This is a genomic window from Nocardioides sp. (assembly GCF_044226305.1).
GTDB lineage: Bacteria > Actinomycetota > Actinomycetes > Propionibacteriales > Nocardioidaceae > Nocardioides.
The window spans coordinates 16,193-31,012 of the sequence record NZ_JBGAHF010000015.1 but is presented as its reverse complement, the minus strand read 5'-3'; the positions used below and the strand labels follow the sequence as shown (position 1 = coordinate 31,012).

Genomic DNA, 14,820 nt, shown 5'->3' with positions numbered 1-14,820 from the left:
CGGACCAGCGGCTCCGCTCAGTCGGTCGGCAGCGGCGCCCGGGAGATCGGGCAGCTCATGCACCGCGGGCCACCGCGGCCGGAGCCGAGCTCGGAGCCGGCGATCCGGACGACCTCGATGCCGGCCTCCTCGAGCCGGGTGTTGGTCTCGTCGTTGCGCTCGTAGGCGACGGCGACCCGGGGCGCGATGGCCAGGGTGTTGTTGCCGTCGTCCCACTGCTCGCGCTCGGCGGTGACCGGGTCGAGCCCGGTGTCGATCTGGTGCAGCGTGTCGATCTCCATCGCCTTCGCGGCCGCCACCAGGAACGGCTCGGCGTCGGCCACGGTCAGCGTCAGGTCGCGGTCGTCCTCGGCGTCGTCGGCCAGCGTGACGGCGTACGCGCGGAGCGAGTCGGCGACGTTGGGGTACATCACGATCTTGTCGACGTCGACCATCGTGCACACGGTGTCGAGGTGCATGGTGGCGCGCTCCTGCGCGATGGGTACGGCGAGGACGGTGTGCGCGAGCCCCGCGTGGAAGACCTGGCGGGCGAACCGCTCGGCGCCCGCCGGGGTGGTCCGCTCGCCGACCCCGACCGCGATGACCCCCGGCGCGAGCAGCAGGACGTCGCCGCCCTCGACGTGCTCGTGGTGCCAGCCGTGGATCTTGCGGGTGCCGCGGAACCGCGGGTGCTCGGTGTAGATCAGCTCGGTCAGCTGCGTCTCCCGGGTGCGCGCCGGCATCGCCAGCGAGGTGACCGCGACCCGGTCCTTGACCCAGACGCTGGAGTCGCGGGTGAACAGCAGGTTGGGCAGCGGGTCGACGAGGAAGTCGTCGCTCGCGAGCAGCGACGTGACGAGGCCGAAGCCACCGCGCACCTCGTCGTTGCGGATGCCGGCGGTGAGGTAGCCGGTCAGCTCCTCGGGCGAGGCCTCGCGCAGGAACCGGGCGAGGTACTCGCGCAGCGTGTCGCCGAGGTGCAGCCCGGCGAGGCCGGTGGTGATGGCGTGGTTGCGTGCGTCGTCGTCCTGCAGCGTCTCGGTGAGCAGGTCGGTGAGGTAGAGGACCTCGACGCCCTTGTCCCGCAGGCGGGTGGCGAACTCGTCGTGCTCGTCCTGCGCGCGGGCCACCCAGGGGATCCCGTCGAAGAGCAGCCGGTCGTTGTTGCGTGGGGTGAGCCGCTTGAGCTCGTTCCCCGGTCGGTGCAGCATCACGGTCTCGAGAGTGCCGACCTCGCTGTCGGCGCCATGCGTTGCCATGCGGACACCCTAGTTCGGTCAGGTCAGGAGCTCGTACGCCGTCGCGGCGGCCAGCAGCAGGCAGACACCCGCCCCGATGTAGTGCAGCACGTGCAGCTTGACGAAGCGCTGCAGCGACCTCCCGGCGACGACGGCGAGACCGCTCACGACCAGCAGCGCGCCCAGGGCGCCGATGAACACCGCGACCGGCTGCTCGTACTTGGCCACCAGCGAGATCGTCAGGAGCTGGGACAGGTCGCCCCACTCGGCGGCGAACAGCACGAGGAAGCTCGCCACGATCGCCCGGTGCCCGCTGACGTCCTTGGTGACGACCTCCTCGTCCTCGGCGGCCTGGTGGCCGCGACCCTCGCGGATGAGGATCACCGCGCCGAGGAGGAACATCACCCCGGCGGCGGCCTGCACGACCTCCTCGGGCAGGAACGAGACCGCGTGACCGAGCAGCACGGCGACCGTGGTCTGCACGGCGAACGCGAGGCCGACGCCGATCCAGACCAGGATCGGGCGGTACCTCGTCGCGAGCACCAAGGTCGCGAGGAAGGTCTTGTCGGGCAGCTCGACGACGAAGATCGCGACGAACGTGAGGCCGATGACGACGGGGTCCATCAGGGCGTTCCGTCTCCTGTCCCGAGAAGGGCGCGGCAGAGGGCCTGCGCCGTGGTGAGCACGTCGTTGACCGGGCGGCCCAGCGCCGCCGCGGCGCGGGCCACGTCGTCGTACTCCGGCTGGGCGTTGACGACGACACCCTGGTGCCGCGCCAGCTTGACCGCGACCGGCTCGCCGTCGACCCGCAGCTCGACCATCTCACGGTCCAGGGCGTGCTTGGTGACCGGCTGCTCGCGCAGCCCGATGGTCGTGGTGTGCCCGAAGACCGTGGCGCGCACGGCGGGTGCGCGGGCCGCGTCGACGAGGACGTGCAGGGTGTGGGCCGGCCGGCCCTTCTTCATGAGGATCGGCGTGAGCCAGGCGTCCGAGGCGCCGGCGTCGAGGAGCGCGGCGATGACCGCCGGCCAGACCCGCGGGTCGAGGTCGTCGATGTTGGTCTCGATCAGCAGCGGCCGCTCGTCGGGCGCCGGGTCCGCGGTGGCGCCGACGAACAGCCGGAGCACGTTGGCGTGGCCCTCAGGGTCGCGGCTCCCGGCGCCGACGCCGATGGTGTCGACCACCATCGCGGGCTGGGGTCCGTACGCCGTGGCGAGGCCGGTCAGCAGCGCGGCACCCGTCGGCGTGCAGAGCTCCATGGGGACCGGGCCGGCGTGGGTGGGCACCCCGCGCAGCAGCTCGGCCACCGCGGGCGGCGGCACCGGCAGCGTGCCGTGGGCGGTCTCGACGGTGCCGGAGCCGACGGCGACGGGGGAGACCGTGACCGCGGTGGCGCCGAGGTGCACGAAGCCCGCGCAGACGCCGACGACGTCCGCGATCGCGTCGAGCGCCCCCACCTCGTGGAAGTGGACCGCCTCGGGGTCGGTGCCGTGCACGGCGGCCTCGGCGGTCGCCAGCCGCTCGAAGACCGCGAGCGCGAGGGAGCGGACCCGGCCGTCGAGCGCGGCCGCGTCGAGGATCGTGCGGACGTCGTGCCAGGTGCGGTGGTGCCGGGAGTCCGGCGCGTCGACGTGGACCCGCAGCGCGGCGAGCCCACCTCGTCGTACCTCCTCCACGCGCAGGGCGATCGGCTCGGGAGCGACGGCGTCCACGGCGTCCTGGAGGACCCCGAGGGGCACGCCGGCACCGACGAGCGCGCCGAGCAGCAGGTCGCCGCTCGCGCCCGCGGAGGCGTCGACCCAGGCGACGGTCATCGCGGCTCGTCCCGCGCGACGGAGCGCTGGACGGACTGCGACACGGACTGCCGGGCGACGCGGGCCGCGTGCACGCCGGCGCCGTAGCCGTTGTCGATGTTGACGACCGTCACGCCCGGCGCGCAGGAGTTGAGCATCGCGAGCAGGGCGGCGACGCCGCCGAGGGAGGCGCCGTAGCCGACGCTGGTGGGCACGGCGACGAGCGGCACGCCGGTGAGGCCGCCGACCACGGACGGGAGCGCGCCCTCCATGCCCGCGACGACCACGAGGCAGTCGGCGGCGTCGAGCCGCTCGCGGACGCCCAGGAGCCGGTGCAGGCCGGCCACGCCGACGTCGTCGATCCGGTCGACCCCGGCGCCGTGCACGGCCACCGTCAGCGCCGCCTCCGCGGCGACGGGGGCGTCGGACGTGCCGGCCGCCACGACCGCGACGCGGCCGCGCGGCTCGGGCAGCGGCCCGAGGGTCACCGCCCGGGCGACCAGGTCGACGGAGGCGTCGGGCAGGGCCCGGGCGACGACGTCGATGGCCTCGGGGGCGAGCCGGGTGGCCAGCACCGCCCGCTCGGGGTGCTTGTCGTGCAGCGCCCGCAGGATGGCCACGACCTGGTCGGGGGTCTTCCCCGACCCGTAGACGACCTCGGGGTCGCCGGTGCGCGACGCGCGGTCGACGTCGACGCGCGCGAAGCCGAGGTCGGTGATGCGGGGGTCCTGCTGCTCCACGTGAGGAACCTATCCGGCGTTCGCGCGCGGATCACGTCCCGGGATCGTGCTCCCGGTCACCCGCGGGCCGTTGCCGTTGCCACTGTCGGTGGGCGGGTGTTGGCTGGCTGGTGGGGTCGCCGAGCGAGGAGGAGGCAGGGATGCCGAGGTTCGAGAGGTACCAGCAGGGCACGCCGAGCTACGTGGAGCTGGTCACGCCCGACCAGGAGGGCGCGAAGGCCTTCTACGGCCCGCTCTTCGGGTGGGAGCTGGAGGACGTGCCGCTGGGTGACGCCGGTTACTACGTCGCGGTGGGCAAGGAGGGCGACTCGGTGGCAGGCATCAGCGGCCCGATGCCGGGGATGGAGGACCACCCCGCGTTCTGGGCCGTCTACCTCACCGTCGACGACGTCGACGCGGTGACCGCGAAGGTCGCGGCGGCCGGTGGCCGGGTCGACGCCGAGCCGTTCGACGTGATGGACCTGGGGCGGATGTCCGCGATCGCCGACCCGACCGGGGCGCGGGTCAACCTCTGGCAGGCGGGCGCCACGATCGGCACGGTGCGGGCCAACGAGCCCGGCACGCCGATCTGGCACGAGCTCGTCACCCCCGACGTCCCGGCCGCGACCGCGTTCTACGCCGACGTGCTCGGGGTGACCTGGGAGGACCAGCCGATGGGGGAGGGTCCGCCGTACACCTGCCTGGTCGTCGACGGGCGCCAGGTCGGCGGGGCGATGCCGCCGCCGATGGAGGGCATCCCGCCCTACTGGGGCGTCTACTTCGCCGTGGAGGACGTCGACGCGGCGATCGAGCGGGCCACCGGGCTCGGTGCCACCGTGGTCGCGCCCGCCTTCGACGTGCCCGGCGTCGGCCGGATGGCGGTGCTGGCCGACCCCCAGGGCGGGATGTTCAACCTGATGGCCGGCTGACCCGCCGGCTCTCCTAGCGGGACACCTCGGCACGGAACGGGTCGGCGGGGTAGACCCCGAGGATCTTGACGTCGGTGGTGAAGAACGCGAGCTCCTCGAGCGCGCGCCTCACGCCGATGTCGTCGGGGTGCCCGTCCACCTCCGCGAGGAACTGGGTGGCGGTGAACTCGCCGCCGACCATGTAGCTCTCCAGCTTGGTCATGTTGACGCCGTTCGTCGCGAACCCGCCGAGCGCCTTGTAGAGCGCCGCCGGGAGGTTGCGCACGTTGAAGATGAAGCTGGTGACGACCGGGCCGCCGCCCGCCGTCGCCTCGACCAGGTCGCGGGAGAGGACCACGAAGCGGGTGGTGTTGTGCTCCTCGTCCTCGACGTCCTCGACGAGGATCTCCAGGCCGTAGATGTCGGCGGCGAGCGGCGGGGAGATCGCGGCCTGGGTGGGGTCGCCGAACTCGGCGACCTCCCGCGCGGCCCCGGCGGTGTCGCCGGCGATCACCGGCGTGAGTCCGTGCTCGCGGATGATCTTGCGGCACTGGCCGAGGGCGTGGACGTGGCTGTGGACGGTGCGGATCGTGTCGAGCGAGGCGCCCGGGACGGCCATCAGGCAGAACCGGATCCGCAGGAAGTGCTCGGCGATGATGTGCAGCCCCGAGTCGGGGAGGAAGTGGTGGATGTCGGCCACCCGGCCGGCGATCGAGTTGTCGATCGGGATCATCGCCAGCTCGGCGTCGCCCGACTCCACGGCGGCGAAGACGTCCTCGAACGACGCGCAGGCCAGCGCCTCCCAGTCGGGGTAGTGCTCGCGGCACACGATGTGGGAGTTGGCGCCGGGTTCGCCCTGGTAGGCGATGCGTCGGGTCACGGCCGCCATGGTCCCACGCACGCGCGGGCGGCTCCGACGGCGTCCGCGAGCCGGGCCGCAGCCTAGGCTCAGGGGGTGCCGACGTACGACGCCTGCCTCATCGACGTCTTCGAGACCGTGCTCAGCGTGGACCACCTCCGGCACGGCGCCGCGCTCGCGGACCGGGCGGGCGTGAGCACCGAGGCGTTCACCGCCGCCGCCGGCCGGTGGGGCCCGCTCGTCACGGACGGCCGCGCCACCCTCGGCGAGGCCCTGGCCGTGGTGCTGGCCGACTGCGGCGTGGTCGCCGACGACGACCTGGTCGCGAGCCTGGTCGCCGCCGACCGGGAGCTGATCACCGAGCTCGCGGTCCTCCACGACGACTCGGTCCCGTTCCTGGAGTCGTTGCGGGCGGCGGGGGTCCGCACCGCGTTCGTGAGCAACTGCGCCGAGAACACCCGTCCGCTGCTCGAGGAGCTGGGACTGAGCGGCCTGGTCGACGAGCTGGTGCTGTCGTGCGAGGTGGGGGTGGCCAAGCCCGAGCCGGGGATCTTCCGGCTCGCGCTCGAGCGGCTCGACGTGCCGGCCGAGCGCGCCGTGCTCGTCGACGACCAGGCGTCGTACTGCGCCGGGGCGACCGCCCTCGGCCTCGCCGCCGTCCGCATCGACCGGCGCCACGGACAGGGCGACGTGGACACGCTCGCCGCGCTCACCGGCCGGTTGACCGCCGGGACCTAGGCTCGGCGCGTGGAGACCACCGCCCTCGCCGTCGCTGTCGTCGCCCTGCTGCTCGCGCTGCTCGGGCTGTGGCGCGGCCGGCCCCGCAAGGGGGAGGGCGTCGAGGCGCTGCCCGAGGACGTGCACGGGCTCCGGCAGGAGGTCGCCGCCCTGCGGGCCGAGGCCAAGGACGCGCTGCGCCACCTGGCCGTGGTGCGCTACGACGCCTTCGGCGACATGGGCGGGCACCTGTCCTGGTCGCTCGCGGTGCTCGACGACGGCGGCCACGGTGTCGTGCTGACCTCGATCCACGGCCGGAGCGAGGCGCGGACCTACGCCAAGAGCATCACCGGCTGGTCCTGCGAGCAGCAGCTCTCGCCCGAGGAGCTCGAGGCGATCGAGCACGCCCGCCCCTAGGGCCCCCTATGCTCCGGCCATGAACCCGATGCGGCGGATGGCGCTGGCGCTGGGCGCCCAGCCGTGGCTGCCCCGGTTCGCGCCGCTCATCGTGGGGAGCGACAAGGCGCTGCAACAGGTGACCCGCGGCCGGCTCACCATCATGCTGGCGACCGGTCTGGACGAGCTGGTGCTCCAGGTGCCGGGACGGAAGTCCGGCATCCTGCGCACCACCCCGCTGCTGACGGTGCCGCACGACGACGCCTGGCTGGTCGTCGGCTCGAACTGGGGCGGCCCCAAGCCGCCCGAGTGGGTCGGCAACCTCCGCGCCGCCCAGGACCCGACGATCACCTTCCGCGGCCGCACGATCGCCGTCGACGCCCAGGAGCTGGTCGGGCCGGAGCGCGAGCGGATCTGGCCGGTGCTCCTCGAGACCTGGCCCAACTACCAGAAGTACGCCGAGCGCACCGACCGCGAGCTGCCGGTCTTCCGCCTGACCCCCCGATAGCGCGCGGAGTCGGCGTCCCCGCCGGGCTCAGGGCTCGAGGGTGTAGCCCAGCCCGGCGCTGGTGATCAGGTGCCGCGGGTGGGCGGGGTCGTCCTCCAGCTTGCGACGCAGCTGCGCGGCGTAGACCCGCAGGTAGTGGCTCTCGTGCTCGTAGGCCGGCCCCCACACCTCGCGCAGCACCTGCTCCCGGGTGACGAGGCGGCCGACGTTGCGGGCGAGCAGCTCCAGGAAGGACCACTCGGTCGGGGTGAGCCGGACGTCGACGCCGTCGCGCGCCACCCGCTTGCGCGCCAGGTCGATGACGAGCGGCCCCACCTCGACCACCGACTGCTCCGGCGCCGCGTCCTGGTTCCTCCGTACGGCGGCCCGCAGCCGCGCCATCAGCTCGTTCATCGCGAACGGCTTGGTGACGTAGTCGTCCGCGCCGAGGTCGAGCGCCTCCACCTTGTCCTCGCCGTGCTGCCGCGCGGACAGCACCACGATCGGCACGCTGGTCCAGCCCCGCAGCCCGGTGATGACCTCGGTGCCGTCGAGGTCGGGCAGGCCGAGGTCGAGGACGACCACGTCGGGGTGCTCGGTCGCCGCGGCCTCCAGCGCGGACCGGCCGTCGGCGGCCGTGACGACCTCCCAGCCGTGGGCACGCAGGTTGATCGCGAGCGCCCGGGCGAGGGCGGGCTCGTCGTCGACGACCAGGACCTTGCTCATGGGGTCGTCCTCACCCGGCGGCCCTCGGGACCGAGAGCACCATCGTCAGCCCGCCGCCGGGCGTGTCCTCGGCCGTGAGCGTGCCGCCCATCGCCTCGGTCAGTCCGCGAGCGACGGCCAGCCCGAGCCCGAGGCCGCCCGGGCTGGTGTCGCCCAGGCGCTGGAACGGCTCGAACATCCGCTCGCGCAGGGCAGGGGCGATCCCGGGGCCCTGGTCGACGACGAGCACCTCGACGGTCCCCGGCAGCACGTGGACCAGGACCCGGACGGGCCGGCCGGCCGAGACCCGGACGGCGTTGCCGACCAGGTTGGCGACCACCCGCTCGAGGAGCCCGGCGTCGGTGTGCACGAGGGGCGTGGTCTCGTCGAGCTCCAGGGTGACCGTGCCCGGGGCGTGGCCGGCGACCGCCAGCGGGAGGACCTCCTCGAGGCTGCGGTCACGCAGGACGGGGTGCAGCAGCCCGGACTGGATGCGGGAGAGGTCGAGCAGGTTGTCGATGAGCCGCTCCAGCTGCTCGGTCGAGGCCTCGACCGCACCGACCAGCTCCTTCTGGTCGGCCGGGTCCAGGGAGCCCGACACCAGGCCGTCCACGGCGGTGCGCATCGTCGCCAGCGGGGTGCGCAGGTCGTGCGAGACGGCGCGCAGGATCGCGGTGCTGGTGGCCTCTGCCCGCTCGAGGTCGGCGGCGCGCTCGTCGCGCTCGCGGAGCCGCCGGTACTCCAGCACCAGGCCGGTCTGCACGGCGAAGGCCTCGAGCACCCGCCGGTCCGAGGCACGCAGCGGCGAGCCGCACATCACGATGACGTGGTCGTCGTCGACCTCGACCCGGGTGTCGCCGTCCGCCGGGGCGCAGGCCGGGTCGGCACCCGTCGACGCGACCACCGTCCACCCCGCCGGTCCACGCTGGAGCAGCGACACCGCCCGCTGGCCGAAGGTCTCCTGGAGCCGGGCGACGATCGCCTCGGCCGTGTCCTGTCCGGTCAGCACCGAGCGCGACAGCGAGCTCATCGTGGCCGCCTCGGTGCGGGCGCGGACGGCGTCCGACGCCCGCCGCGACGCGCGGTCGACCACGGTCGCGACGCCGACGGCCACCGCGACGAAGACGACCAGCGCCACGACGTTCGCCGGCTCGGAGATGGTGAACTGGCCGGTCGGCGGGGTGAAGAACCAGTTCATCACCAAGAAGGCAACGAGCGCGGCGACGAGGGCCGAGAGGAGGCCGCCCACGAGGGCGACGAGCACGGTCACCGCGAGGAACAGCAGCACGTCGAGGGGGAGCTGGTCCGCGTCGGCCGACGTGCGGAGGCCGACCGTGAGGAGGCCGGGCAGGAGCACGGCGAGCACCAGCCCGACGAGCTGCCGCTGCCGGCTCAACGGTGAGGCGTACCAGCGCGATCGCCCGGCCCCGACGCCCTGGTCGTGGGTGACCAGGTGCACGTCGATCGAGCCGGCGAGCGAGGCGATGCGCTCGCCGGTGGTGCCGGTGAAGAGCCGTCGCACCCGCCCGTGGCGCGAGGTGCCGACGATGATCATCGTCGCGTTGGCGCCGGCGGCGAAGTCGACGACCGCCTGTGAGACGTCCTCGCCGACGACGGAGTGGAAGGTGCCGCCGAGCGAACCCACCAGCTGCTGGGCCCGCGAGATGCGGCGCTCGTCGGGGTTCGTCAGCCCGTCGCTCGCGATCACGTGGACGGCCAGCAGCTCCGAGCCGGCGGCGCGTTGGGCGAGCCGGGCACCGCGGCGGAGCAGGGTCTCGCTCTCACCGCCGCCGGTGACCGCGACGACGATGCGCTCCTTGGCCGGCCACGGCTGCTCGATCCGGTGCGCCCGGCGGTAGTCGTCGAGCGCGTCGTCGACCCGGTCGGCGAGCCAGAGCAGGGCGAGCTCGCGGAGCGCGGTGAGGTTGCCGACCCGGAAGTACGACGTGAGGGACGCGTCGATCTGCTCGGCCTTGTAGATGTTGCCGTGCGCCATCCGGCGGCGCAGCGCCTCGGGGGACATGTCGACCAGCTGGATCTGGTCGGCCGTGCGCACGACCTCGTCCGGGACCGTCTCCCGCTGCCGGACCCCGGTGATCCGCTCGACCGCGTCGTTGAGCGACTCGAGGTGCTGGATGTTGACGGTGGTGATCACGTCGATGCCGGCGCGGCGGATCTCCTCGATGTCCTCGGCGCGCTTCTCGTGCCGGCTGCCCGGCACGTTGGTGTGCGCGAGCTCGTCGACCAGCACGACGGCCGGCTTGCGCGCCACCACGGCGTCGACGTCCATCTCGGTGAAGGTGGTGCCGCGGTAGGCGAGCTGCCGCCGCGGCACCACCTCGAGCCCGTCCACCATGTCGGCGGTGTGCTGCCGGCCGTGGGTCTCGACGTAGCCGACCACGATGTCGGTGCCGCGCTCGCGGCGGCGCTGGCCCTCGCCGAGCATCGCGTAGGTCTTGCCGACACCCGGTGCGGCGCCGAGGTAGACCGTCAGCCGACCCCGCCGGGGCTCCTCCATGGTCATGATCCTGCCAGTTGCCGCACCGCGATGTTGAGCTCCAGGACGTTGACGCGCGGCTCACCCAGGACACCCCAGGTGCGTCCGGAGGTGTGCTCGGCCACCAGGGCGCGCACCTGCTCCTCGTCGAGCCCGTTCGCGGCGGCCACGCGAGGCACCTGCAGGTCGGCGTACGCGACCGAGATGTCGGGGTCCAGGCCGGAGGCGGACGCGGTCACCGCGTCCGGCGGCACGTCGGCGGGGTCGACGCCCTCGCGGTCGGCGATCTCCGCCTTGCGGTCCTTGATGGCCGCGACGAGCTCGGGTGCCTCGGGACCCCAGTTGGAGCCGTAGGTGTTGAGCGGGTCGTAGCCGTCGCCGGCGGCCGAGGGCCGCGGCTGGAAGAGCGCGGCGGCGTCCTCGCCGTCGACTAGCTGGCCGATGACGGCCGACCCGACGGCCTGGTCGGGGTCGGTGGTGTGGGCGCCCGACGCGGTGACGAGCGACCCGGCGGCCTGCCACGGGGCCACGACGTGGGCGATCCCGAGGACCGCCAGCGGGTAGGCGACCCCGAGGACCAGGGTGGCGGCGACCATCATCCGCAGGCCGGCGAGGCTGAAGCGGAACAGGCTGTAGATGTCCTTCATGTCAGACCCCCGGGATCGTCGAGATGACGAGGTCGAGCAGCTTGATGCCCAGGAACGGGGCGATCAGGCCGCCGACGCCGTAGATGAGGATGTTGCGGCGGAGCAGGGCGACCGCGGACGACGGCGTGTAGCGGACGCCGCGCAGCGAGAGCGGGATCAGCGCCACGATGACGAGCGCGTTGAAGACGACGGCCGAGAGGATCGCGGACTCCGGTGAGGACAGCTGCATGACGTTGAGGACGTCGAGGTCCGGGAACGCCACGACGAACATGGCGGGCAGGATCGCGAAGTACTTCGCCACGTCGTTGGCCACCGAGAACGTGGTGAGCGCCCCCCGGGTGATGAGCAGCTGCTTGCCGATCTCGACGACGTCGATCAGCTTGGTCGGGTCGGAGTCGAGGTCCACCATGTTGCCGGCCTCCTTGGCCGCCATGGTCCCGGTGTTCATGGCGACGCCGACGTCGGCCTGCGCGAGGGCGGGCGCGTCGTTCGTCCCGTCCCCGCACATCGCGACCATCCGGCCGCCGCGCTGCTCCTGGCGGATCAGCGCCATCTTGTCCTCGGGCGTGGCCTCGGCCAGGAAGTCGTCGACCCCGGCCTCCTCGGCGATCGCGCGGGCGGTGATCGCGTTGTCGCCGGTGATCATCACGGTGCGGATCCCCATCGCGCGCATCTCGTCGAAGCGCTCGCGGATGCCCTCCTTGACCACGTCCTTGAGGTGGATGACCCCGAGGACGCGGGCCTGCTCGCCGGTGCGCTGCTCGGCGACCACCAGCGGGGTGCCGCCCGAGCGGCTGATCTCGTCGACGAGCTCGGGCAGCCGGCCGGCCGCCGTCCTCTCGGCGGGGACGCCGGTGCTCCGCACCCACTGCGCGACGGCCGAGCCCGCGCCCTTGCGGACCACCCGGTCCGGCAGGTCGATGCCGCTCATCCGGGTGGTCGCCGTGAACTCCACGAGCGTCGCGCCGGCGGGCACCGTCCTGGCCCGGTCGAGGTCGACGAGCTCGACGATGCTGCGCCCCTCCGGGGTCTCGTCCGCGAGCGAGGAGAGCAGCGCGGCCTCCTGGAGCGCGGCGAGGGTGACGCCCTCGACGGGCAGCAGCTCGGTCGCCCGCCGGTTGCCGTGGGTGATGGTGCCGGTCTTGTCGAGCAGCAGCACGTCGACGTCACCGGCCGCCTCGACCGCACGACCCGACATGGCGAGCACGTTGCGGCGTACCAGGCGGTCCATCCCGGCGATCCCGATCGCGGACAGCAGGGCGCCGATCGTCGTAGGGATCAGGCAGACCAGCAGCGCGATCATCACGATCCACGACTGGTGCGCGCCGCTGTAGTCGGCGACGTAGTACAGCGAGCCGACCACGACCACGAAGATGATCGTCAGGAACGCGAGCAGGATGTTCAGCGCGATCTCGTTGGGGGTGCGCTGGCGCTCGGACCCCTCGACCAGGGCGATCATCCGGTCGACGAACGAGTGACCCGGCTCGGAGGTGATCCGGACGACGATCCGGTCCGACAGCACCACCGTGCCGCCGGTGACGGCCGAGCGGTCGCCTCCGGACTCGCGGATCACCGGTGCCGACTCACCCGTGACGGCGGACTCGTCGACGGAGGCGACGCCCTCGACGACGTCGCCGTCCCCGGGGATCCGCTCGCCGGCGTCGACGACGACCACGTCCCCGGCCCGCAGGGCGGTGCTCGCGACCTCCTCGACGGTGCCGTCGGTACGGCGACGGTGGGCCGTCGTGTCCTGCTGGAGCGATCGCAGGCTGGCCGCCTGGGCCTTGCCGCGGCCCTCGGCGACGGCCTCGGCGAGGGTGCCGAAGAGCACGGTCAGCCAGAGCCAGATCGTGACGCCGATCCCCATGGTGCTCGGGTCGAGGACCGACATCACCGTGGTGAGGACGGCGCCGGCCTCGACGACGAGCATGACCGGGGTCTGGACGAGCTCGCGCGGATCGAGCTTGCGGACGGCAGCGGGCAGCGCCTCGCGGAGCTGGGTGCCGAGGGAGCGCCGGACGGGCGCGGGGTGGTGGGTGTTCACGACAGGGACTCCGCGATCGGACCGAGGACGAGCACCGGGACGTAGGTCAGACCGACCACGACCAGGGCCACGCCCGTGAGCAGGGCGACGAACAGGGGCTTGTGGGTGGGCAGGGTGCCGGCGCTGGGGGGCAGGTGCTGGGCACCGGCGAACCTGCCGGCGAGGGCGAGCACGAGGACCATCGGCAGGAACCGGCCGAGGAGCATGCAGAGCCCGAGCAGGGTGTTCCAGAACGGCGTGCCGGACGTCAGCCCGGCGAAGGCCGAGCCGTTGTTGTTGGACGCCGACGTGACGGCGTACAACGCCTCGGAGAGGCCGTGCGGCCCGGACTCCTGGAGACCGGCGAGCCCGTCCTGCGCCGTGACCGCGACCGCGATCCCGACGAGCACGAGCACCGGCGTCGCGAGGACGTAGGTGCCGACCAGCCAGATCTCGCGCTGGCCGATCTTCTTGCCGAGGTACTCCGGCGTCCGCCCGACCATCAGGCCGGCGAGGAACACCGTGATGACGGCGAGCATGAGCATGCCGTAGAGGCCCGATCCCACCCCGCCGGGCGCGACCTCGCCGAGCATCATGTTGAACATCGCGATGCCACCACCGGGTGCGGTGAGGGAGTCGTGCATGGCGTTGACGGCGCCGGTCGAGGTGCCGGTGGTCGACGAGGCGAACAGCGCCGAGGCAGCCTCGCCGAACCGGACCTCCTTGCCCTCCATGGCGCCACCGGCCAGCTGGGGTGCGGTCCCGTGCCCGGCCATCTCGGCCCAGGTCAGCAGCGCGACCGCGCCACCCCAGAGCAGCGCCATCACGGCGAGGACCGCACCTCCCTGGCGCCGGTCGCCGACGATGATCCCGAACGCCCAGGCCATCGAGAACGGGATGACCAGCAGCAGGAAGATCTCGAGCACGTCGGTGACCGGGGTCGGGTTCTCGAACGGGTGCGACGAGTTCGCGTTGTAGAAGCCGCCACCGTTGGTGCCGAGCTCCTTGATCGCCTCCTGGCTGGCCACTGGGCCACCCGTGATCGCCTGGGTGCCACCGCTGAGCGTGTGCACGACCTGGGGCTCGAGGAGGTTCTGGACCGCGCCCAGGAGGACGAGCAGCACCGCGGCGACGAGGGCGATCGGCAGCAGCACGCGCACCGTCGTCCGCACCAGGTCGGCCCAGAAGTTGCCGACCCGGCCACCGGCCAGGTTCCGTGCCAGGCCGCGGGCGAGCGCTGCCGCGACCGACATGCCGACGGCGGCCGAGACGAAGTTCTGCACGGTCAGGCCGGACATCTGCATCAGGTGCCCGGTCGACACCTCGCCGGAGTACCACTGCCAGTTCGTGTTGGTCACGAAGGAGACGGCGGTGTTCCAGGCGCCGTCGGCCGGGAGGGCCGAGAAGCCCAGGCTCAGCGGCAGGTGCTGCTGGAGCCGACCCAACGCGTAGAGGGCGAGCACGCCGACCAGGGAGAACCCGAGGACGGCCATCGCGTAGGTGCGCCAGTGCTGGTCCGCGTCGGGGTCGACCCGGATCACCCGGTAGGACGCCCGCTCGACCGCCAGGTGCTTCTCGGAGGTGTAGACGTGGGCGAGGTAGCGGCCCAGGAGTGGCACGGCGACGACGAGGGCGACCACGAGGACGGCGACCTGTCCGATCGCGGGGCCGACGGCGCTCACTCGGCACCCTGCTCGATCGGGGGGCGCTCGGCGGACGGGCGCTCGGCGGCGGGACGGTCGTCGGAGAGGCGGCGGTCGAGCACGCCGACGAGCACGGCGAGCAGGCCGAACGCGACGAGCGTCAACAGGAGGAAGAGGAGATCAGGCACACCTCCGTTCTAGGCGCGCCG

At 73.1% G+C, this 14,820-nt stretch carries 15 protein-coding genes; 4 read left to right on the top strand and 11 right to left on the bottom strand.

Translation table 11 applies throughout. The features are described 5' to 3' along the window. Positions 1 to 17: 17 nt before the first annotated feature. Genes ACILQ5_RS15515 through larB form a run of 4 tightly spaced genes read right to left on the bottom strand, consistent with a single transcriptional unit; the run spans position 18 to position 3,750 of the window. A complete protein-coding gene (locus ACILQ5_RS15515; RefSeq protein ID WP_395658923.1) occupies positions 18 to 1,238 on the bottom strand; it encodes an arginine deiminase in 1,221 nt (406 codons plus the stop codon). 18 nt (positions 1,239 to 1,256) lie between these two features. Beyond that, a complete protein-coding gene (locus tag ACILQ5_RS15510; protein ID WP_395658922.1) occupies positions 1,257 to 1,841 on the bottom strand; it encodes a TMEM165/GDT1 family protein in 585 nt (194 codons plus the stop codon). Next, complete coding sequence (gene larC / locus ACILQ5_RS15505) at positions 1,841 to 3,031, bottom strand: nickel pincer cofactor biosynthesis protein LarC (protein WP_395658921.1); 1,191 nt, start codon at positions 3,029 to 3,031, stop codon at positions 1,841 to 1,843. The genes ACILQ5_RS15510 and larC overlap by 1 nt, the downstream gene beginning before the upstream one ends. Next, positions 3,028 to 3,750, bottom strand: coding sequence for a nickel pincer cofactor biosynthesis protein LarB (gene larB, locus ACILQ5_RS15500; protein ID WP_395658920.1), 723 nt, complete (start codon positions 3,748 to 3,750; stop codon positions 3,028 to 3,030). The genes larC and larB overlap by 4 nt, the downstream gene beginning before the upstream one ends. A gap of 140 nt (positions 3,751 to 3,890) precedes the next feature. Here larB and ACILQ5_RS15495 point away from each other — a divergent pair, with 140 nt between their 5' ends. Then, entirely contained in the window at positions 3,891 to 4,658 is a 768-nt protein-coding gene (locus ACILQ5_RS15495; RefSeq protein ID WP_395658919.1) for a VOC family protein, read from the top strand. Between the two features lie 13 nt (positions 4,659 to 4,671). Here ACILQ5_RS15495 and ACILQ5_RS15490 read toward each other — a convergent pair whose 3' ends face one another. After that, positions 4,672 to 5,517, bottom strand: a complete 846-nt coding sequence (locus ACILQ5_RS15490; RefSeq protein ID WP_395658918.1) for a prephenate dehydratase — start codon at positions 5,515 to 5,517, stop codon at positions 4,672 to 4,674. A gap of 75 nt (positions 5,518 to 5,592) precedes the next feature. On the opposite strand from ACILQ5_RS15490, the gene ACILQ5_RS15485 reads away from it, so the two are divergent. The 3 genes from ACILQ5_RS15485 to ACILQ5_RS15475 are packed head-to-tail and all read left to right on the top strand — an operon-like array spanning position 5,593 to position 7,117. After that, positions 5,593 to 6,234: an HAD family hydrolase gene (locus ACILQ5_RS15485; protein ID WP_395658917.1), complete on the top strand. Its 642-nt coding sequence runs from the start codon at positions 5,593 to 5,595 to the stop codon at positions 6,232 to 6,234. A gap of 9 nt (positions 6,235 to 6,243) precedes the next feature. After that, positions 6,244 to 6,630 (top strand): DUF4446 family protein, encoded by a 387-nt coding sequence (locus ACILQ5_RS15480; protein WP_395658916.1) that lies wholly within the window; start codon positions 6,244 to 6,246, stop codon positions 6,628 to 6,630. Positions 6,631 to 6,649: 19 nt separating this feature from the next. Beyond that, positions 6,650 to 7,117, top strand: coding sequence for a nitroreductase family deazaflavin-dependent oxidoreductase (locus ACILQ5_RS15475; RefSeq protein WP_395658915.1), 468 nt, complete (start codon positions 6,650 to 6,652; stop codon positions 7,115 to 7,117). Between the two features lie 27 nt (positions 7,118 to 7,144). On the opposite strand, the gene ACILQ5_RS15470 is transcribed toward ACILQ5_RS15475, so the two are convergent. Genes ACILQ5_RS15470 through ACILQ5_RS15445 form a run of 6 tightly spaced genes read right to left on the bottom strand, consistent with a single transcriptional unit; the run spans position 7,145 to position 14,799 of the window. Further along, positions 7,145 to 7,822 carry a response regulator gene (locus tag ACILQ5_RS15470; protein WP_395658914.1) on the bottom strand — a complete coding sequence of 226 codons (678 nt, stop codon included), beginning with the start codon at positions 7,820 to 7,822 and terminating at the stop codon, positions 7,145 to 7,147. A 10-nt stretch (positions 7,823 to 7,832) separates the two neighbouring features. Continuing rightward, entirely contained in the window at positions 7,833 to 10,319 is a 2,487-nt protein-coding gene (locus tag ACILQ5_RS15465) for an ATP-binding protein (protein WP_395658913.1), read from the bottom strand. Positions 10,320 to 10,321: 2 nt separating this feature from the next. Continuing rightward, the gene (gene kdpC, locus ACILQ5_RS15460; protein ID WP_395658912.1) at positions 10,322 to 10,945 is read right to left on the bottom strand and encodes a K(+)-transporting ATPase subunit C; all 624 of its coding nucleotides are present in this window, start codon (positions 10,943 to 10,945) and stop codon (positions 10,322 to 10,324) included. A 1-nt stretch (position 10,946) separates the two neighbouring features. Continuing rightward, entirely contained in the window at positions 10,947 to 12,989 is a 2,043-nt protein-coding gene (gene kdpB, locus ACILQ5_RS15455; RefSeq protein ID WP_395658911.1) for a potassium-transporting ATPase subunit KdpB, read from the bottom strand. Continuing rightward, the gene (gene kdpA / locus ACILQ5_RS15450) at positions 12,986 to 14,650 is read right to left on the bottom strand and encodes a potassium-transporting ATPase subunit KdpA (protein WP_395658910.1); all 1,665 of its coding nucleotides are present in this window, start codon (positions 14,648 to 14,650) and stop codon (positions 12,986 to 12,988) included. The genes kdpB and kdpA overlap by 4 nt, the downstream gene beginning before the upstream one ends. Next, positions 14,647 to 14,799 carry a hypothetical protein gene (locus ACILQ5_RS15445; protein ID WP_395658909.1) on the bottom strand — a complete coding sequence of 51 codons (153 nt, stop codon included), beginning with the start codon at positions 14,797 to 14,799 and terminating at the stop codon, positions 14,647 to 14,649. Before ACILQ5_RS15445 ends, kdpA begins: the two co-directional genes overlap by 4 nt. Positions 14,800 to 14,820 lie beyond the last annotated feature (21 nt).

Bases quoted from the DNA above. Each gene is read 5' to 3' on its own strand.
- ACILQ5_RS15465 (WP_395658913.1), bottom strand. From the start codon at position 10,319: ATGGAGGAGCCCCGGCGGGGTCGGCTGACGGTCTACCTCGGCGCCGCA.
- ACILQ5_RS15510 (WP_395658922.1), bottom strand. From the start codon at position 1,841: ATGGACCCCGTCGTCATCGGCCTCACGTTCGTCGCGATCTTCGTCGTC.
- kdpC (WP_395658912.1), bottom strand. From the start codon at position 10,945: ATGAAGGACATCTACAGCCTGTTCCGCTTCAGCCTCGCCGGCCTGCGG.
- ACILQ5_RS15470 (WP_395658914.1), bottom strand. From the start codon at position 7,822: ATGAGCAAGGTCCTGGTCGTCGACGACGAGCCCGCCCTCGCCCGGGCG.
- ACILQ5_RS15515 (WP_395658923.1), bottom strand. From the start codon at position 1,238: ATGGCAACGCATGGCGCCGACAGCGAGGTCGGCACTCTCGAGACCGTG.
- ACILQ5_RS15475 (WP_395658915.1), top strand. From the start codon at position 6,650: ATGAACCCGATGCGGCGGATGGCGCTGGCGCTGGGCGCCCAGCCGTGG.
- larC (WP_395658921.1), bottom strand. From the start codon at position 3,031: ATGACCGTCGCCTGGGTCGACGCCTCCGCGGGCGCGAGCGGCGACCTG.
- ACILQ5_RS15495 (WP_395658919.1), top strand. From the start codon at position 3,891: ATGCCGAGGTTCGAGAGGTACCAGCAGGGCACGCCGAGCTACGTGGAG.